This is a genomic window from Klebsiella sp. GB_Kp056, assembly GCF_040064755.1.
In the GTDB taxonomy this organism is placed as follows: domain Bacteria; phylum Pseudomonadota; class Gammaproteobacteria; order Enterobacterales; family Enterobacteriaceae; genus Klebsiella; species Klebsiella quasipneumoniae.
The window spans coordinates 19,246-38,521 of sequence record NZ_JBEAJA010000050.1 but is presented as its reverse complement, the minus strand read 5'-3'; the positions used below and the strand labels follow the sequence as shown (position 1 = coordinate 38,521).

The window sequence follows — 19,276 nt, the reverse complement described above, 5'->3', positions numbered from 1 at the left end:
CGTTAAAATACACAACAAGCCCGGGCTTGCGCGATGGGGGTGAGAATACCACTTTCCACCGCCGCAGGTAGTGTAAACAACGCAAAAAGCGTTGCGCAAACCGCTTAACACTGGTTTTTAGTGCGTCAGATCTCTATAATCTCGCGCAACCATTTTCCCCCTCGAACATTATTTAAGCCGTATTACACAGGCTGGGACACTTCACATGAGCGAAAAATACGTCGTCACCTGGGACATGTTGCAGATTCACGCCCGCAAACTGGCCAGCCGTCTGCTGCCGGTTGAGCAATGGAAAGGCATTATTGCCGTTAGCCGCGGTGGACTGGTACCGGGAGCCTTACTGGCGCGTGAACTGGGCATTCGTCATGTTGATACCGTATGCATCTCCAGCTACGACCATGATAACCAGCGCGAGCTGAAAGTACTGAAACGTGCGGAAGGCGATGGCGAAGGCTTTATCGTTATCGACGATCTGGTGGATACCGGCGGGACCGCCGTGGCGATCCGCGAAATGTATCCCAAAGCGCACTTCGTCACCATTTTCGCCAAACCGGCAGGCCGTCCGCTGGTGGATGATTACGTGGTTGATATTCCGCAGGATACCTGGATTGAACAGCCGTGGGATATGGGCGTGGTGTTTGTACCGCCTATCGCAGGTCGTTAATTCTTCAGGACAGTGCTATTTACCGCGCCCGGCTTGCCGGGCGTGGTTTTTTTTATCCTCTAGCAGGTTACAATATCCGGAGTGGCACTACGACGGAGACTGCACATGTCACAGGCTAACCTCAGCGAAACGCTGTTTAAACCTCGCTTCAAACATCCCGAAACCTCTACGCTGGTGCGCCGGTTTTCTGCCGGAAAACCCCAGGCGATGCAGTCAGCGCTGAGCGGCAATCACGTCGAACACTGGTACCGTCTGATCAATCGCTTAATGTGGATCTGGCGCGGCGTAACCCCGCAGGAGATCCTTGATGTGCAAGCGCGCATTGTGATGAGCGAGGCCGAACGAACGGATCCCGAGCTGTTCGATACCGTCATCGGCTATCGCGGCGGCAACTGGATCTTTGAGTGGGCGAAAGAGGCGATGCAGTGGCAGCAAAAGGCCGGCCAGGAAGCCGATCCTTTGCTGAGCGGCCGCCACTGGCTGCATGCTTCGAACCTGTACAGCATTGCCGCTTATCCGCATATTAAAGGCGATGAGCTGGCGGAACAGGCGCAGGCTTTAGCCAACCGGGCGTATGAAGAGGCCGCCCAGCGGCTGCCTGGCGCCCTGCGCGAGCTGGAGTTCACCATCCCTGGCGGTTCGCCGATAACCGGCTTTTTGCATATGCCGAAAGGCGAGGGGCCGTTTCCGACGGTGCTGATGTGCGGGGGGCTGGACTCGCTGCAGACGGATTATTACAACCTGTATGAGAACTACTTCTCACCGCTCGGCATTGCCATGCTGACCATTGATATGCCCTCCATCGGCTTCTCGTCAAAATGGACGCTGAATCAGGACACCAGCCTGCTGCATCAGCACGCGCTGCGCCATCTGGAAAATGTGCCATGGATCGACCATACCCGGGTCGCCGCCTTCGGCTTCCGTTTTGGCGCCAATATTGCGGTGCGTCTCGGTTATCTGGAACCGCAGCGGCTGAAGGCCGTAGCCTGTCTGGGGCCGGTGGTCCACGGTCTGCTGGTGGATCCTCTGCATCAGGGGCGCGTGCCGGAGATGTACCTCGACGTGCTGGCCTCGCGGCTGGGCATGCATGACGCGTCCGATGAAGCGCTGCGCGTGGAGCTCAACCGCTACTCGTTAAAAACCCAGGGACTGCTGGGACGCCGTTGCCCGACGCCGATGCTCTCCGGCTTCTGGAAGGACGATCCGTTCAGCCCCGAAGAGGAGTCGCGGTTAATCACCTCGTCATCCGCCGATGGCAAACTGCTGGAGATCCCGTTTAACCCGGTGTATCGCAATTTTGATCACGCATTGCGACAGATCGCCCGCTGGATCAACCATAGATTTGGTTAATTTATTGCTAAATTCTATTGGTTTGGTAAAACAGTTGCATCACTAAAGGAGATCGCAATGACGTTACCGAGTGGACACCTGAAAAGTAAGTTGATCAAGAAATTCACGGCGCTAGGGCCTTACATTCGCGAAGAGCAGTGCCATGACAACCGTTTCTTTTTCGATTGCCTGGCAGTTTGCGTCAACGTTAAGCCCGCACCGGAGAAGCGTGAATTCTGGGGCTGGTGGATGGAAATGGAAGCACAAGAGTCACGTTTCACCTATAGCTACCAGTTTGGCCTGTTCAATAAAGAAGGGTCATGGCAGGCGGTCGACATTGACGACCCGGAAGTGAGCGACAGACTGGAAAAAACGCTGCGCGAGTTTCACGAGCGCGCCGCAGCGCTGCTGACCACCTTTAATCTGAAGCTGGAACCGGCCGACGATTTCAGCGAGCCGGTTCGCCTGCGCGCCTGATTGATCTACAGATACGATTTCTCCACGCCCGTGCGGCGTGGAGGAGCGTGACGAAGGCTTTGCCGCCCCACCCGCACTCTCCACCCCGCCACCTGACTCACACTGCCTGCGGCTGCAGCTTGCCGGCCATCGCCTGCTGAATAATCGGGATCGGCGTCAGTAAGTGCTCGCGCATCAGCGCGCTGGCCTGCTCGGCGTCGCGCGCCAGAATAGCGTCCACCAGGGTCTGATGCTGGACATGCTTATCTTCCAGCATCTCTACCGACAGGACGGTGGTGCGCAGCCAGATAAAACGGTAGCGGGCTGCCAGATCGAAGAGCCGCTCGCGCATTTGCAGCAGATACTGCGAACCGCAGCCGGCGACGATGGCGGTGTGAAACGCCTGGTGGCGCTGGTCCCACTCATCGAGTAAGCGCTCACTTGCCTCGCACGACTCCAGCTTGTTGAGCAGATGGGCGCGGGCCAGCAGCTCCGCCTCCCACTCATCGCCGCCGCGCTCGATGGCGAGGCGCACCAGCATGGCTTCCATGTCGGCGCGCGCGTCGAAGATATCGAGAAGCTCCTGTTCCGACATGGGCGCCACCCGATAGCCTTTCTGATTGACCACCGTCACCAGCCGCTCGGCCACCAGCTGCGAAAGCGCCTCGCGCAGCGGACCTACCCCCAGGGCATAGCGCGAGGTCAACAGGCTCATCCGTAGCTTCTCATCGGGTTGGTAGACCCCGCGGATGATGTCGTTTTTTAACCAACGGTACCCGTCAATGGCCGTCGCCTGGGAAATGGCGGTCATGATCTTACTCCTGAATACTCTTCCCGGCGGGGGCCGGGAACAGGGTTAACGCGTATTTTGCAGCGGCAGTTTTTGCCACAATACCAGCTTTTTCCAGCGCGACATAATCGGTACCGTACAAATAATTCCCAATGCTAACAGGCCGGTAGAGATCACCTCCAGCTGCTGCGCCGGACGGAACAGCATCACCACCAGCACGAAGGTGATAAAGGCGATCACCAGCCAGGTCAGGTACGGATAGAGCCACATTCTGAGACGGATCTCGCCGCCTTGCGCCTGAAGGATTTTACGCATCCGCAGTTGCGAAACGGCGATCACCAGATAGACCAGCAGGGCGATGGCGCCGGAGCTGTCGATGAGGAATTTAAACACCTTGGCAGGCGCGTAGTAGTTCACCACCACGGTGAGGAACGCCGCGCCGGTGGAGAGGAGCACCGCCACGTACGGCGTTTTGCTGCGGTTGGTCCGCCCCATGAAGGCCGGCGCATCGCCGCGGCGGCTCAGGGAGTAGAGCATCCGCGAGGCGGTATACAGCGCCGAGTTCAGACAGCTGGTGACCGACAGGAGGATCACGCCGTCCATAATCAGCTTGGCATAGGGAATATGCAGCAGCTCGAGCACCGAGCGGTAGGAGCCGATGCTCTTCAGCCCCGGCATATTCCATGGGATGAGGGCGACGACGATAAAGATCGAGCACAGATAAAAAATAGAGATACGCCAGATCACCGAGTTGGTGGCGCGCACGATATGTTTATCCGGGGTATCCGATTCGGCGGCGGCAATAGTGACAATCTCCGCGCCCATAAACGAGAACATGGTGATCAGCATCGCGCTCAGCACCGCGCCGAAGCCGTTGGGCATAAAGCCGCCGTGATCCCACAGACGCGAAATGCCGCTCACCTCGGCATACGGATAAAAGCCGGTAATGGCGACCGCGCCCAGTATGATAAACGCCAGAATAGCGACCACTTTGCACAGCGCCAGCCAGAACTCGAATTCGCCGTAGTTTTTGACGCTCAGCAGGTTACTGCCGGTGAGGGCGAGGGTAATGACCAGAGAGAACAACCACACCGGGACGCCCGGCACCCATGAATGCAAAATAATCGCCGCGATATTGGCTTCCAGCGGAATAACCAATACCCAAAACCACCAGTACAGCCAGCCGATGGTATACCCCGCCCAGCGGCCGATGGCTTTATCGGCGTAGGTGGAAAAGGAGCCGGTATCCGGCGTGGCGACCGCCATTTCGGCCAGCATACGCATAATCATCACCACCAGTAGTCCGGCAAACAGATAGGCCAGCAGCACCGCCGGGCCCGCCTCGGCAATGGCGACGCTGGATCCGACAAATAAACTCGCGCCGATCACCCCGGCGATAGATAACATCGTGACGTGGCGCGACTTCAGCCCCGCCCCTAAATCCTGTGATTGCGACAGTTGCCCCATCATTTACCCTCTCGAAGTGTGTCACCTGGGAGAGCGCCCCGACATTCCCGCGCCGGGGCACGCGTATTATTGTTGTTTTGCAGGTCTCGTCTTTATTCCCTTACTAACGTACTTCGTGTCCGCATGTCTGGTGTGCTATGCCTGTTTCGCCTCGGTAAAGCAGTCGGCGATGATCTTCAGCCCCTGCTCGATCTGCGCCTCTTCGATGGTCAGCGGCACCAGGATGCGCAGCACGTTGTAGTACGGTCCGCAGGAGAGCAGGATCAGACCTTTGTCGCGCGCCCGGGCGACAATATCCGCCGTCAGCCTGGCGTTCGGCCTGCTGTGGTCGCCCTCTTCAAACAGCTCAATGGCGATCATTGCTCCCAGACCGCGCACGTCGCCGATCTCCGGATGATCTTCTGCGATCGCCAGCAGGCCCTGGCGCAGGGTATCGCCGAGCTGGTTGGCTTTTTCCAGCAGATTCTCCTGCTCGAAAATCTGCAATACCGCCAGGGCGGCGGCGCAGGCGATGGGGTTGCCGGCGTAGGTGCCGCCCAGTCCGCCCGGGGCGATGGCGTCCATCACCTCCGCGCGGCCGGTGACGCCCGCCAGCGGGAAACCGCCGGCGATGGATTTGGCGAAGGTGGTGATATCCGCCGCGACGCCCATCTGCTCCATGGCGAACAGGGTACCGGTGCGGCCCGCGCCGCTCTGTACTTCATCGGCGATGAGCATAATGCCGTGCTCGTCGCACAGGGCGCGCAGGCGCTGCATAAAGGCCGGGGAGGCGGCATAGAATCCGCCTTCACCCTGCACCGGCTCGATAATGATGGCGGCGATATCTTCCGGCGCGGCATCGTTTTTGAAGATACGATGGATTCTGGCGATCGCCTCTTCATCGCTGACGCCGTGCAGCGCGCACGGATAGAGGGCGCGATAGACGTGACCCGGCATTAAGCCCATACCGGCGGAGTATGGATTCACTTTACCGGTCAGCGACAGGGTGTAGTGAGTGCGGCCGTGATAGGCGCCGGTGAAGGCGATCGCGCCGCTGCGCCCGGTTGCCGCGCGGGCGATCTTCACTGCGTTCTCCACCGCTTCCGACCCGGTGGTCACCAGCAGGGTTTTCTTGGCGAAATCACCAGGCACCTTCTGGTTCATCTTTTCGCACAGCGCCAGGTAGGGCTCGTAGGCCAGCACCTGGAAGCAGGTATGGGACAGCTTTTTCAGCTGGTCCTCCACGGCGGCGACAATCTGCGGATGCAGGTGGCCGGTATTGAGCACCGCGATACCGCCGGCAAAATCGAGATATTCCCGCCCTTCGACGTCCCACACCCGGCAGTTCTCCGCGCGCTCGGCGAAGACAGGATGGATCTGGCCGACGCCGCGCGGGACCGCGTCGTTGCGACGCGCCATCATTGCTTTATTGCTGTTCATCCGTCACCCCTGTTAAAGGCCAATACACATGTATTTGATTTCTAAGTAGTCTTCGATGCCGTACTTCGACCCTTCGCGGCCGAGGCCGGAGGCCTTAACGCCGCCGAACGGAGCGACTTCGGTGGAGATAATTCCGGTATTGATGCCGATGATGCCGTACTCCAGCGCTTCGCCGACGCGGAACACACGGCTCAGATCGCGGGCGTAGAAATAGGCGGCGAGACCGAACTCGGTATCGTTGGCCTGGGCAATGACGTCGGCTTCATCTTTAAAGCGGAACAGCGGGGCCAGCGGGCCGAAGGTCTCCTCTTTCGCCACTTTGGCGCTGTCGGGCACGTTGACCAGGATGGTGGGCTGGAAGAAGTTGCCGCCCAGGGCGTGCGGTTTGCCGCCGGTGACCACCTTTGCGCCTTTGGCGATGGCGTCGGCAATGTGTTCTTCAACTTTGGCGACGGCTTTCTCGTCGATCAGCGGGCCGGTCGTGACGCCCTCCTGCAGGCCGTCGCCGATGCGCAGTTTTTCCACCGCCTGCTGCAGCTTCTCGGCGAAACGGTCATACACCCCGTCCTGGACGTACAGGCGGTTGGCGCAGACGCAGGTTTGCCCGGCGTTGCGGAACTTCGACGCCAGCGCCCCCTCGACGGCTTTATCGAGATCGGCATCGTCGAAGACGATAAACGGCGCGTTGCCGCCCAGCTCCAGGGAGACTTTTTTGATGTCTTTCGCGCACTGCTCCATCAGCTGGCGGCCAATCTCGGTCGAGCCGGTAAAGGAGAGCTTGCGTACCAGCGGGTTGCTGGTCAGTTCGCCGCCGACCGCGCCGGCTGAGCCGGTGACGACGTTGAACACCCCGGCGGGGATCCCGGCGCGATTCGCCAGTTCGGCCAGCGCCAGCGCGGAAAACGGCGTCTGGCTGGCCGGTTTCAGGACCATGGTGCAGCCCGCGGCCAGCGCCGGGCCCGCTTTGCGGGTGATCATCGCCGCCGGGAAGTTCCACGGGGTGATGGCGGCGGTGACGCCGATGGGCTGCTTAATCACCAGCAGGCGCTTGTCGGCCTGGTGGCCCGGAATGGTGTCGCCGTAAATGCGTTTACCTTCTTCGGCGAACCATTCAATAAAGGAGGCGGCGTAGCTGATTTCGCCTTTGGCTTCCGCCAGCGGTTTCCCCTGTTCGAGGGTCATTAGACGGGCGAGATCGTCCTGGTTCTCCAGCATGAGATCGAACCAGCGGCGCAGAATATTCGCCCGCTCTTTGGCGGTGAGGGCGCGCCAGGCGGGAAGGGCGCGGTTAGCGGCTTCGATCGCTTGTCGGGTTTCGTCAGCGCCCATTTTCGGCACGCTGCCGAGCTGCTCGCCGTTGGCGGGGTTGGTCACCGCAATCACGTCGCCGTTGGGCGCATCGCGCCACTGACCATCAATCAGCGCCTGCTGGCGAAACAGAGTCATATCGTTGAGTTGCATAATCGCTTCCTGTCTTCAGGGGGTTAACGGGTAAAAGCGGCGTGTAGTGTCTCCACGCTACGTGCCGCACGCAGCGTGCGTCCGGGATTGCTCTGGCTGGCCAGCAGGGTCTGCACCTTGCTGACGATATGCGCGCCGATCGGGATAGCCGACGTCGCCGCGGGTGACGGCGCGTTACAGGTGTGAATGGAACGCGCGGTGGTGACGAAGAGAAAATCGTCGATCAGTTTGCCCTGCGGCGACACCGCCTGCGCCCGCACGCCGGCCGGCCACGGGCGCAAATCGCTTAATGTCAGGCTCGGGCAGTATTTCTGCACCAGCCGCAGATAGCCGCTTCGGCACAGCGAATTTTTCATTTCGCCCAGCCCGGAGCGCAGGTTGTTTTGCAGTACCCGGCGAATGCCGGGCGAGGTGAGGATCTCCAGGGTATCGGCCAGCGAAATATCGCGCTTGCGATAGCCTTCGCGCTTCAGGGCCAGCACGGCGTTGGGGCCGACGGTGACGCTGCCGTCGATCATGCGGGTCAGGTGGACGCCGAGGAACGGCATCGCCGGATCGGGGATCGGATAGATCAGATGGTTGACGATCTGATTGTGCTGCGCAGCGAGCTGAAAATACTCCCCGCGGAACGGGCAGATGATAAACCCGGGATCGACGCCGAGCATTTTCACCAGTCGATCGGCCATCAGCCCGGAACAGGTAATCAGCGTCGAGGCCTCATACTCGCCGCCCTGGCGGGTGTGGACGACCACGCCGCTGGCATGTTCTTTCAGGGCGCTGACTTCGGCGTTGTAGACGATGGCGCCGCCTTTCGATTCGAAGTTCTTCGCCATCGCCGCCGCCACGTCGCGGTAGCTGACGATGCCGCTGGAAGGGACGAAGATCCCGCCGAGTCCGCTGATGTTCGGTTCGCGCTCGCGCAGCTCCCCGGCGCTCAGCCATTCCCGCTGCAGGCCGTTGGCGGCGGTGCGATCCCACAGGGCGCGCATCCGCTCCATCTCCAGCGGCGAGGTGGCGACCAGCATCTTGCCGCAGACGTCGTAGCGGATGCCGTTCTGCTCGCAAAAGGCTTTGGTGGCGCGGTTGCCGGCGAGGCAAAACTGCGCCTTGAGGCTGCCGGGCGTGTAGTACACCCCGGCGTGGATCACGCCGCTGTTATGGCCGGTCTGATGGCAGGCCGGGCCGGCCTCTTTTTCCAGCAGCGCAATGCGGGCGTCCGGGTAAATCTCAATTAACTGCATGGCGGTCGACATGCCGATGATGCCGCCGCCGATAATCACGAAATCATACATCCGCTCAATTCCTTCGCCTGAAAACTCTTATTGATGAGTCTGGTAATGATTCGTGGAATACGCAAAGTAGCCGCGCTGGCGCATCAGCTCGCGGCGCAGGTCCGGGTGCGGCGTAAAGCGGTCGCGGCCGTGCAGCCAGAACAGGTTGTTTATCAACAGAAATTTGCCTACCGGAACCGGTACAGAAAGAATGTTTTTGCTGGTCTCCAGCGCGTCGGAGAGGCGGCTCAGCCAGGTGCCTTCTTCGAAATCTTTCGGCTGGACGAACTGGTCGATATAGCGCATCACCGGGCGACCCAGCTGGTCGACGTCGAATACCGGGTGGAAGACATCTTTGCTGACGTTTTTGCTCGGCGGCGCGGCCCAGCGCATCGGGCGGCGGGCGAGCGGGTCGCGGAAGAATTCGTCGAGGTGCTCCCAGTCGTCGAGATGCAGCAGCAGGGAATTGCCGCCCTGCATGTTCTGCTCGTCGATCTTCATCATCAGCACATAGTCGGTTTGCTCTTCGACGTAAGTGCCGTCGTTGTGCAGCTCCATCACCCGGTGCGGCTGGCGCAGATAGCTGTCGGAGTTATCGACGTTTTTCACCACGAAACGGGCGTAATACTGGCCGCTCATGGCGTCGAAATTGGAACGGCCAATCAGGTGCGCCACGGCGGTGGCCAGCTTGACCATCTCCTCGGCCTGGCTGACGTGATCGATCCCTTCGCCGTTGATCAGCAGCGCGCCTTCCGCGCGGTCGAGCAGCGTTTTGATCAGCAGCGGCTGCAGCTGGTTGCCGCACAGATCGTCGAGGATCTTGCCCACCTGGAAGCGTAAGAAAGATTTGTACTCCAGCGCCTGCACCGGCCACTGCGCGACCTGCTGCAGAAACTGGGCGGTGGTGTCGGCGGAAAAGGTGAGCTCCAGCAGGCGCGGCGACTGGGCGGAAGGGGCGACGGTAAAGCCAGGGAAGTGTTGAGCTAACGGCGCGGATGTCGGTTTTACTGCGGTCAGGGCGTTCATCAGGATCGTTCCTCGCAATGGAATGGAAGGTCAGGGTGATGTTCATTTCGTAGCCATAAATTAAAAATATCTACATTTTTATAAAATGCGTACGAAATGGCCTTTTTGTTTCTATTTTGTGATCTGCCAACAATTATTTAACAATGCGAGGGGGATAAGGCGGTGGTTAACGTTGTGGAACAAAGCGGGTGGCGGAAAAGGCAAAATGCCGGGGAGGGTGAAGGTAAATCATAACGCCGATCACAGTTTTTAATCTGTGCAATACCCTTACCAGATGAAGGTGTTAACATTCAGCCGGTAAATACCTTTCAATGCTCACCGAGGCTTCGATGCTGGAGAATGTCATTATCAGATAATCAGCTTCCCGACCTGCCCAGGCCGGACTGATTATCGCTGCGCTTAAACCTTACGCACACACCTGCGGGTGTAGGCATGTTTTCGCACATGATAATGAACAGGTTTCAGTATGAATTTATCCCGTCAGGAACAACGGACCTTACACGTACTCGCCAAAGGTGGCCGTATTGCGCACGTCCGCGATACCTCCGGCCGCATTACCGCCGTCGAATGCTACACCCGGGAAGGGCTGTTGCTGAGCGACTGCACCCTCGCGGTCTTCAAAAAGCTCAAAACCAAAAAGCTGATTAAGTCGGTGAATGGCCAGCCGTACCGGATCAACACCACCGGTTTGACCAACGTTCGCGCACAGGCGGACAACCGCTGATACAGCGACCCGGGCAGGGTCGCTGCCCGGGCGTATGGCTCTCAAGGAGAAAAACCCATGATCGATATCCCTCGCATTTTTACTATCAGTGAAAGCGAACACCGTATTCATAACCCCTTTACCCCGGAAAAGTACGCCACGCTGGGGCGAGCGCTGCGAATGGCGCCGGGCGCCTCCATTCTTGATCTCGGCAGCGGCTCCGGAGAGATGCTCTGTAGCTGGGCGCGCGATCATCAGATCGTCGGCACCGGGGTGGACATGAGCCTGCTGTTCAGCCAGCAGGCGGCCGCCCGGGCAGAGGCGCTCGGGGTGAGCGACCGGGTGACCTTTGTGCACCAGGATGCCAGCGGGTATGTCGCCAGTCAGCCGTGCGATATTGCCGCCTGCGTGGGGGCAACGTGGATCGGCGGCGGCGTGGCAGGCACGATTGCGCTGCTGAAGCAGAGCCTTAACCCAGGCGGCATGCTGCTGATCGGCGAGCCATGGTGGCGCAAACGCCCCGCCACGGCGGAAGAGGCGGTTGCCTGCGGCGCGCACTCTCCCGACGACTTCCTGACGCTGCCGGCGCTGGTCGCCCACTTCGGCGAACTGGGCTATGACGTAGTGGAGATGGTGCTGGCGGACCAGGAGGGCTGGGATCGTTATGAAGCGGCGAAATGGCTGACGATGCGCCGCTGGCTGGAGGCCAATCCGCACGATGACTTCGCGCCGGAGGTTCGCCAGCAGTTGACCACCGCGCCGCTGCACCATGTCACCTGGACCCGGGAATATCTCGGCTGGGGCGTGTTTGTCCTGATGGCGCGTTAACCAGCGTGTCGGTAGCGTCGGGAGGCGCTACCGACCATCTTCAGACCTTCAGCTCGTCGTAGCTGACCATGACGTGTTGGCGAAAGGCGGGCCGTGCGGTTAGCCGTGCATAATAGGCCGCAAGATGGGGGAGGGGACGACGGGGGATATCGATTGCAAAGTAGCGGTACAGCACATGACCAAACTGGATGTCGGCCAGGGTGAGCGTATCGCCCGCCAGATAGCGACTGCCGGCGAGACGTGCCTCGGCAATCGCCAGCTTTTTCTCCAGGGCCGTCACCGCCGCGGCGATGGACTGCGGATCCCGCTCGGCGGCAGGCGTGCGCACCACGCGCCAGAACACCGGCGCCGTAAAGCCGAGGGCAATATTCTGCTTTGACCACTCGGCCCAGCGATCAATCTCAGTACGAGCCAGCAGGTCGCCCGGCCAGAAGGCGTCGTCGGCGTAGCGACTGGCTAAATAGCGAAGGATCGCGCCGGTTTCCCACAGCGGCGGATTATCTCCATCCTGCAGCACTGGCACCGTACGATTGGGATTGAGCTGATAAAACGCCTCGCTGTCGGTACCGCCATAGCGATGGCCCACGTCGAAGCGGAGATAGTCCAGACCAAGCTCGCCAACACACCACATCAGCGCCTGCACGTTAGAGGAAGTTTTTCGGCCCCAGATAGTCAGCATCGGGATCTCCTGTGAACAGGGAAAGAAGGAGCATAGCAGGTAGGGTTGAAAACGGGAGGGGTCACAAAAGAAATGAGCCACCTCGCCGCGCAGGGGGCGGATGCGCTGGTCAGATGTTCAAACCAGGAGCGTCGCTGAGCCAGCTATTCAGCGCACAGAATGAGAGGAAGAAACAGAGGGCAACAGTTTGCCCTCTGTTTACTTAAGTGGTCTTGTACTAAGGTGTGGCGCTAAAAAACTCGCCAAATTTGACGGCCAGCCAGCCGACAGGCGTCGTGGCGCCGCCGACGATATTGGTGATCTCGGCCATCCCTTCCGGTACCGGAATATGTGAGTTCACCGCCGCCTGAGTATATTCTTGCGAAATGTCCGTCCCGACATACAGGATGCAGGTCACGATCAGGGTTCCGGTTATGAACATGCGGAACATATTTCGTTTACAGAACGGCGTGACCATTGCCAGCAGGAACATTAACGAAGCCAGATCGACAAAGGGAAGTACGCGGTTGCCGGGCAGAATGATAGACAGCACCACAGCCATAGGGATTAACAGCAGACCGGTCGCCAGTACCGAAGGTTCACCGATCAATAACGCCGTATCCATCCCGATGTAAAAATCGCGCCCCGGAAATTTAGCCTTCAGTTTTGCTTCAGCGGCATCACGAACAATCAACAATCCCTGCACCAGAATTTCAATCATTTTCGGCAGCAGCAGCATGGCGGCTGAAACCTTAATGGCCAGTGAAACGGCAGCGGAAATGTCATATCCAGCCAGGAAAGCCAACAGCAGTCCCAGCACAAACCCCAGGGTAAGAGGCTCGCCAAAAACGCCGAATTTTTTATTAATACTTTCCGGATCGAAATTGATTTTATTGATGAGCGGGATCTTATCAATGATGTAATTACAGGCAATGCCAAACGGCACGTAAGCTATACAGGTAAGATGTGGGAATGATATCCCTTTAAGATTATAGTTTTTTTGTAAATACGGCGCCGTTAAATCTGCGGCCAATAGCGTCAACACAAAAATAGCGAAAGTAATACCGACAGAAAGCCAGTAATTTCCCGTTCCGGCATAGACCACAGACCCCATGATCAGGAAAATCCAGTAATTAAAAATATCGATATTCACCGTTTTGGTTAATTTCAACAGAAGCATGGCCAGGTTGATGACGATAAAGCCCACCACGACGGGCAGCATCAGCGGCGAACCCCAGCCAATAGTCGATGCGGTAGGCCAACCGGTATCAACGACCGTTAACTGCAGGCCGATACGCTCAACCATCGCCTGCGATGCCGGGCCCAGGTTTGTCAGCAGCAGGCCAATCACCAGCCCCACCCCTTCAAAACCAATGCCGACCAGCATCCCTGCTTTAAATGCCGTACCGATTTTAACGCCAAAGCAAAGCGCGATAATAAAGAATATTACTGGCATCATTACTGATGCCCCCAGACTAATAATGCTGTTGATAATATCCATGATGATTCCTTAAAAGGCGGGCGAATTGGGCACGAGTTAACCCGTGCCCATTGGGCCCTGTTAATACCTTTAATGGTTCTTTTAGTATTTAACTGAGTTTCTTTAAAAGGATCTCAGCGAAGCGTTTGGGCGAATTACTGAATGCGTCAATGGTACTCCCGGCAATATGCGGCGTAATGGTCACGTTATTCAGGGTATAGAATGCACTGTCGTCAGGAAGCGGTTCGTCATCAAAGGTATCAAGCGCGGCGCCCATAATTTGCCCGGATCTGAGCGCATCAATCATCTCTTTTTCATTGATTAACCCGGAGCGTGCCGTGTTAACAATGATGGCACTGCGCTTCATCAGCGCGAAATGGTGTGCGTTAATCAGATTTTCGGTTTCCGGCGTCAGGCGAGCATGTAACGAGATAACGTCGGCGCGTTGTACCAGTTCGTCCAGTGAATCGACTTTCTCATAACGTTCATGGCCTGCAACGTACTTATCGTAAAAGATAATCTCCGTGCCAAAGCCGCTGAGAAATCCCGCGACCAGTTGGGCAATATGGCCGAGGCCAACCAGCCCCACGACTTTTCCGCCAAGCTCCGGGATCGCCTGATGGTTCGGGCTGTCTTTACGCCAGTATTTGTCACGCAGGGCATCGTGTGACCGGGCGATATTGCGCATTTCCGCCAGGATCATGCCGACCGTGAATTCAGCGACGCTGCGAGCGTTACGCCCAGGGGTGTTCATCACCTCAACGCCCCGGGCGTTCGCCACCTCAAGATTCACGTTTTCCACGCCACCGCGGAGTACGCCTACATATTTCAGCGTGGGTAGTTTATCGAACACCGCAGTATTGACGGGGGCAAACTGAGTGATCAGGATGTCAATATCACCCGCTCCCTGAAGCAGATCTTCCGGTAAGGCCACGGCTTCCGCGCCTTCCTGTTCAACCCGCAGATTATCTTCCTGAAGTTTCTCAATGGAGTCATGTGACCACTCGCGTACTTCGACTTCAATCCCGTTATCCCTGAGCGCTTTCAGTCCTGATTCCATCATTGCTGCATTGATAAACAGATCGGCAATTGCCAGACATTTCATAATGATTCTCCCTCGATTAACGCATCAACATACCGCCGGTAACGTCCAGAGTTGCTCCCGTCATATAGCTGGTCTTAGGAGAAACCATGAAGACACCGATGTCGGCAATTTCCTGAGGCTGAGCCACGCGGCCCACCGGAATACGACTGACGTAATAGTCAGGGTTTTGCTCAATGTTCTTACGGATCATCGCAGTATCCATGATCCCGACGGCGATATTGTTCACATTGATTTTTTGTTTGGCGACTTCCCGCGCCAGAGAAATAGCAAAGGCGACCAGACCGGCCTTACTTGCCGCGTAGTGCGCATGTCCCGTCGTGGAGCCGTGGAACGCGGCCTGCGAGGTAATATTCAGAATGCTGCCCATCCGGTCATGCTGCAGGCAGTGATTTACAAATAGCTGGCTGAGATGGAAGATGGCTTTCAGATTGACATTCATCACCAGATCCCAGTCCTGCGGGCTGATCTCGGTGACGTAGCCGCTCAGCCAGATCCCGGCGTTATTCACCAGAATGTCGGCTTTGCCCAGTCTGTCGATACAGGTGGCAAACAGATTTTCCCGGCTCTGTTCGTCAGAGAGATCGGTTTTAACCGCGATGATCTCTACGTTCGCGCTGGCCTTCACCGTTTCGATCAGCCGTTCGGGATGCTCTTCTTCCCGCATATAGGTAAAGCAGATATTGACGCCTTCTTTGGCGAGAGAAAGAACAAACTCTTTCCCCAGGCCGGTTGCGCCGCCTGTCACGATGGCCGTACGATTCGTTAAATTCAGATCCATTTTTTCCTCACTTAGTGCGCGATGTAGTTGCTGCAGCTTTTCCACGGCGACTGCATTTCTGATAACAGGTTTTTATAAAGCTGGTATTTGGTCTGGTAGACCCGGTGGTTTTCCGGATTAGGGGAGACGGTGCGTGAGACATGGACCATTTCGTTTGAGGCAGCAAATACCTCTGCAAACCAGCCCACCATGACGGCTGCGGTCATCGCGGTACCCAGGGTCCCGTGCTCTTTGACGTCAACAATTTCCAGCGTGGCCTGGAAGATATCGGCGAATATCTGTAGCCAGACCGGGGAGTTCGTGACACCGCCGGCAATACGAATTGTGCGGCTTAACTTCGGGTTAATATTGCGCAAGCGCTCGGTGTGGTAGAGATGGCTAAAGGCCACGCCCTCATAAATCGCCCGCAGAAAATGGGCTTTTTTATGAAAGCTGTTTACACCGATAAAGCCGGCCGAGGCGTCGGGAATGGTGTTAGAGCCAAACACGAACGGAAAGAACAGCAGGTGGCTTTCATCCGGCGTCGTGGACGAAACCAGCTTATTGCACAGGTCATAGACCGACGATCCTTGTTCGGCGGAGGTTTTCCGATCGCTCTCCATAAAGTTGTTAATAAACCACTCCAGGTTGCTCGCGGAGGTGGGGCTGGCCTCGGTGATGAGCCATTTACCCTCAATGGGATAAATGGAGGTCATAAACAGGTCTTTATCAATAACCGGGTGGTCGGTAACGTATTCGTTTATGCTCCAGGTGCCGGTGACGATCGCCATCTTATCGAGACTGTTGATCCCCGAGGCAATGGAAGAGGCCGAGATATCAAACACCCCGCCAGAAACCGGCGTACCTGCGCATAAACCGGTCAGACGGGCCACGTCGTCAGTGATTTTTCCGCAGCATTCCGTTGAGCGTTTGATGGGGGGCAATTTGTCCCGCAGTTCATCAAGTCCCCACCATGCCAGTAGTTCATCGTCATACTTGCAGTCACGTACGTTGATCAGGTTGGTGCCTGAGATATCGGTCAGCTCAAGAAAAGCCTCTCCGGTCAGGTAAAAACGGATCAGGTCCTTGACCATAAAAATATAACGCGCTTTTTGCAGCGTCTCGGGCTCGAAGTCCTTCAGCCATGCCAGCAAGGCGACAGGTTGTCCGGCCCAGATGGACTGCATTGTTTTTGGCAAAATGTCGGTAAGGAATTCTGGCGAGCGTTGCCATCTCTCAACGTACTCTTTTGCCCGGCTGTCGGTGGATATAATGCCGTTACGCACCGGGTGACCTTCTTCGTCAACCAGATACAGACCGTTACCATGACCGGTGACGGCCACTCCTTTTATCTGGCTGGCATCAATACCTGATTGCTCAATCGCTTTTTTAATCACTTCGACATTCGCGGCCCACAGCTCATCGATACTGCGCTCTGTGTGGAATTCCCGGGGTGTCAGCATCTGCGTGGATTTTGAGGCGATCGCGAGAACCTGTCCTTTACGGTCATAGATGGCTGCCTTGGTGACGGTTCCACCATTGTCGATGCCCATGACGTATTCATCTTTCATTCGCGTGGACTCCTTATTGGTTACCATAAGCCGGGCTCGCTGGTGGTTATCCCTTTAAATCCGGCATGGAATATTTTATCTACAAGGTATTTGCGCTTAACAAAGCCTCCGGCGATGAATACCACATCAAAGCCTTTCAAATTTCGGCTAATCAACTCCAGACACTGGCAGGCATATTCAGCAGGTAAGATTTCAATTGCGTCCGGTGGACTGTGTTTAACAATATCGAGCGACTGATCAAGCGATCGCGAATCGATAAGTAAAACCCGATATACGGTCAGCAATCCCTCTTTTTTGGCGTAGCGTAGCGCGGAGAGATTGGAAGAAATAACACCATCAACCTTATAATAATTTTTCAGTAGATTGATCCCCGCCTGATCCGGTTTGAAACCACCCAGTAATTCAAGGTGAACGAGGACTTTCTTACCGCTTTGATGGCATTTGCCAATCAGCGACTGCAGATTGCCGATATTCGCTTCGGATAGCAGCACATATTCTGACTGGCAGGATAATGCTTTCTCAAAGTATTTATACTTCCTGATGGAAGGGATGATGGTGTTATTTGAAATCATATTAATTTCCGATGTTATTTAGCCATGTAGAGGCTGTATGCATCTTCCGCTGTTGCGTTTTCATGGATGATGGCATTCAGACCTGCTACCACTTTCGCCGGCTGCGGATCCTGGGTAATGTTTCGTCCCACAGCCACGCCTTTCGCACCCATCTGCATACAGTGCTGAACAAATTTGAAGTAACCATCGATGCCGGTTTTTGGCCCCCCTAAGGCAAGCACCGGCACGCCAGCAGCTTCAACGATCAGTCGGTCCTCTGGTGAACCGGTAAAACGCGTTTTGATGACGTCCGCGCCCAGCTCCACCGCTGCGCGGGCCGATGCAGCGATGATCGCCGGATTGTTAGAGTCATCGCTGGTGACGGGATAACCATACGGGAGCGATTCGACAATCAGCGGTACGTTCCAGCGATCCGCTGCCTGCGCGAGTTGCATCGCCATAATGTGGGTTTTTTCTTCATTGAAGGCGCCGGGGAAGGTCATGCAGACCACTCCCTCGGCAGCGACTTTAAGCGCATCTTCGACGGAAAAAACGGGGGTAGTATCGGGAACGGTATTGTCAAAGATACTGACCGTGCTGTCGACGCGTAACACAACGGGAACGCTGTTCAGCGCTTCACGATAATTCTTCAACATGCCGTACGTGACGAGCGCACAATCCAGGCCGTGTTCCACCAGAGCAGGGAGCTGATTTATCGTATTATCAATACCATTTGTTTTCGTGGAAAAATAGTAGCCATCCAGCGCTAAGGTCACGGATTTACCATCTTTTGCGAATATTCTTGAGAGACGACGTTCTTTAGACATTTATTTACTCCTGAGATAAAAAACAAAAAAAAAGCCCTCAGAGACTCGCGTCTCTGAGGGCTTTCTGTTCACATACCCTTTTGATAATGGTTCGGGAATCCAAAGCATTATCAATGCAATTTTTTAGCAAAGTGAGAAAGGTTTAACTTTTGTTTAAATTAAATCTGTTCTCTTGCGTGATTAAATAACTAACACACGCGATAACTTACTGTCCAGTTGGTGTCGTTGAAATGAGAGATTCATCACATCAATATGTTGTATGACGTGAAAAGTGCCGGGTTAAATACAGAAACCGAACCCTTAAAAAACCAGGCAATAACGCATCCTGACAAGGGGGAGAACGCCAGGCGTTTATTTCATCCGCATGAAGAACCCATCCATGCATGCTCCTGCCTGCAGGTCGTCATCCACAAACGCGCATTTATTCCCGTCCGGATGGCGTACAAAAACGTTATAGCATCGTTGTCGGCATGGCGGTCTGTCCCCCGGAATGATTTTTTCCCGCCGCCCGGGCAAATTACTCGTCCGCTTTGTGCGCCCAGGCAGGCATCGCCGTCAGGTAACGTTTTGCCCGTTTCCGTGATTCCGCTACGCCCACCTTTTGCCAGGAGTCGAGAAAAGCCGCCAGACCGGATACGGCCTCTTCCCAGGATTTCAGATTACCGTCGCTGTCGCTGCAATACGCGCAATATTTATCGCTGGCCCCTTGCGCATCGGGTGCGGACATCGGCATTCCGCAGGCCTGGCAAAACCGTTCGTGCTGTGTCATAGAGCGCTCCTCCTGTCGTTGAGTTGTCTACTAAACATACAGAATTTACGCCTGGCGTTTAGCGTTTCAGATCAATAGATCCTGCCGTAACCGTTCTGGTGGATCTTCTGCCGGGGCGTGCGGGAGGGATAACGGGCAACGTAC

19 protein-coding genes are annotated in these 19,276 nt (G+C 56.4%); 5 read left to right on the top strand and 14 right to left on the bottom strand.

Annotation, left to right across the window (positions count from 1 at the left end):
- The first annotated feature begins 205 nt into the window (after positions 1-205).
- From gpt to crl, 3 genes are all read left to right on the top strand, one after another.
- On the top strand, positions 206-664 hold the full coding sequence (gene gpt / locus ABLV52_RS12705) for a xanthine phosphoribosyltransferase (RefSeq protein ID WP_002889733.1): 459 nt from the start codon (positions 206-208) through the stop codon (positions 662-664).
- Between the two features lie 105 nt (positions 665-769).
- Positions 770-2,014 (top strand): esterase FrsA, encoded by a 1,245-nt coding sequence (gene frsA, locus ABLV52_RS12700; RefSeq protein ID WP_023288512.1) that lies wholly within the window; start codon positions 770-772, stop codon positions 2,012-2,014.
- A 57-nt stretch (positions 2,015-2,071) separates the two neighbouring features.
- A complete protein-coding gene (gene crl / locus ABLV52_RS12695) occupies positions 2,072-2,470 on the top strand; it encodes a sigma factor-binding protein Crl (protein ID WP_002889793.1) in 399 nt (132 codons plus the stop codon).
- A gap of 97 nt (positions 2,471-2,567) precedes the next feature.
- On the opposite strand, the gene csiR is transcribed toward crl, so the two are convergent.
- The 6 genes from csiR to glaH all read right to left on the bottom strand — a co-directional run bounded on the left by csiR (position 2,568) and on the right by glaH (position 9,883).
- Complete coding sequence (csiR, locus tag ABLV52_RS12690; RefSeq protein WP_348890459.1) at positions 2,568-3,260, bottom strand: DNA-binding transcriptional regulator CsiR; 693 nt, start codon at positions 3,258-3,260, stop codon at positions 2,568-2,570.
- Positions 3,261-3,305: 45 nt separating this feature from the next.
- Complete coding sequence (gabP, locus tag ABLV52_RS12685; RefSeq protein ID WP_032453065.1) at positions 3,306-4,706, bottom strand: GABA permease; 1,401 nt, start codon at positions 4,704-4,706, stop codon at positions 3,306-3,308.
- Between the two features lie 135 nt (positions 4,707-4,841).
- Entirely contained in the window at positions 4,842-6,125 is a 1,284-nt protein-coding gene (gene gabT / locus ABLV52_RS12680; RefSeq protein WP_348890458.1) for a 4-aminobutyrate--2-oxoglutarate transaminase, read from the bottom strand.
- Positions 6,126-6,137: 12 nt separating this feature from the next.
- Positions 6,138-7,586, bottom strand: coding sequence for an NADP-dependent succinate-semialdehyde dehydrogenase (gene gabD / locus ABLV52_RS12675; protein ID WP_023288516.1), 1,449 nt, complete (start codon positions 7,584-7,586; stop codon positions 6,138-6,140).
- Between the two features lie 23 nt (positions 7,587-7,609).
- Entirely contained in the window at positions 7,610-8,878 is a 1,269-nt protein-coding gene (gene lhgO / locus ABLV52_RS12670; protein ID WP_048334105.1) for an L-2-hydroxyglutarate oxidase, read from the bottom strand.
- 27 nt (positions 8,879-8,905) lie between these two features.
- Positions 8,906-9,883, bottom strand: a complete 978-nt coding sequence (gene glaH / locus ABLV52_RS12665) for a glutarate dioxygenase GlaH (RefSeq protein ID WP_048334107.1) — start codon at positions 9,881-9,883, stop codon at positions 8,906-8,908.
- A gap of 466 nt (positions 9,884-10,349) precedes the next feature.
- Here glaH and ABLV52_RS12660 point away from each other — a divergent pair, with 466 nt between their 5' ends.
- Together ABLV52_RS12660 and ABLV52_RS12655 are read left to right on the top strand one after the other, a co-directional pair.
- Positions 10,350-10,607 carry a YjhX family toxin gene (locus ABLV52_RS12660; protein ID WP_032453046.1) on the top strand — a complete coding sequence of 86 codons (258 nt, stop codon included), beginning with the start codon at positions 10,350-10,352 and terminating at the stop codon, positions 10,605-10,607.
- Between the two features lie 57 nt (positions 10,608-10,664).
- Positions 10,665-11,414, top strand: coding sequence for a class I SAM-dependent methyltransferase (locus tag ABLV52_RS12655; protein WP_050533125.1), 750 nt, complete (start codon positions 10,665-10,667; stop codon positions 11,412-11,414).
- Between the two features lie 40 nt (positions 11,415-11,454).
- On the opposite strand, the gene ABLV52_RS12650 is transcribed toward ABLV52_RS12655, so the two are convergent.
- From ABLV52_RS12650 to ABLV52_RS12615, 8 genes are all read right to left on the bottom strand, one after another.
- Positions 11,455-12,093 carry a glutathione S-transferase family protein gene (locus ABLV52_RS12650; protein WP_348890457.1) on the bottom strand — a complete coding sequence of 213 codons (639 nt, stop codon included), beginning with the start codon at positions 12,091-12,093 and terminating at the stop codon, positions 11,455-11,457.
- Between the two features lie 217 nt (positions 12,094-12,310).
- Complete coding sequence (locus tag ABLV52_RS12645; protein WP_023288522.1) at positions 12,311-13,573, bottom strand: PTS transporter subunit IIC; 1,263 nt, start codon at positions 13,571-13,573, stop codon at positions 12,311-12,313.
- Positions 13,574-13,661: 88 nt separating this feature from the next.
- On the bottom strand, positions 13,662-14,657 hold the full coding sequence (locus tag ABLV52_RS12640; RefSeq protein ID WP_044521147.1) for a 2-hydroxyacid dehydrogenase: 996 nt from the start codon (positions 14,655-14,657) through the stop codon (positions 13,662-13,664).
- A 16-nt stretch (positions 14,658-14,673) separates the two neighbouring features.
- Positions 14,674-15,435: an SDR family oxidoreductase gene (locus ABLV52_RS12635; RefSeq protein WP_023288524.1), complete on the bottom strand. Its 762-nt coding sequence runs from the start codon at positions 15,433-15,435 to the stop codon at positions 14,674-14,676.
- An 11-nt stretch (positions 15,436-15,446) separates the two neighbouring features.
- A complete protein-coding gene (locus ABLV52_RS12630; protein WP_048296783.1) occupies positions 15,447-16,985 on the bottom strand; it encodes an FGGY-family carbohydrate kinase in 1,539 nt (512 codons plus the stop codon).
- 20 nt (positions 16,986-17,005) lie between these two features.
- Positions 17,006-17,557 carry a glycerol-3-phosphate responsive antiterminator gene (locus ABLV52_RS12625; RefSeq protein ID WP_002889866.1) on the bottom strand — a complete coding sequence of 184 codons (552 nt, stop codon included), beginning with the start codon at positions 17,555-17,557 and terminating at the stop codon, positions 17,006-17,008.
- A 14-nt stretch (positions 17,558-17,571) separates the two neighbouring features.
- The gene (locus ABLV52_RS12620) at positions 17,572-18,363 is read right to left on the bottom strand and encodes a phospho-2-dehydro-3-deoxyheptonate aldolase (protein ID WP_002889868.1); all 792 of its coding nucleotides are present in this window, start codon (positions 18,361-18,363) and stop codon (positions 17,572-17,574) included.
- Positions 18,364-18,880: 517 nt separating this feature from the next.
- Positions 18,881-19,132 carry a zinc ribbon domain-containing protein gene (locus ABLV52_RS12615; RefSeq protein WP_023288528.1) on the bottom strand — a complete coding sequence of 84 codons (252 nt, stop codon included), beginning with the start codon at positions 19,130-19,132 and terminating at the stop codon, positions 18,881-18,883.
- Between the last annotated feature and the right edge of the window lie 144 nt (positions 19,133-19,276).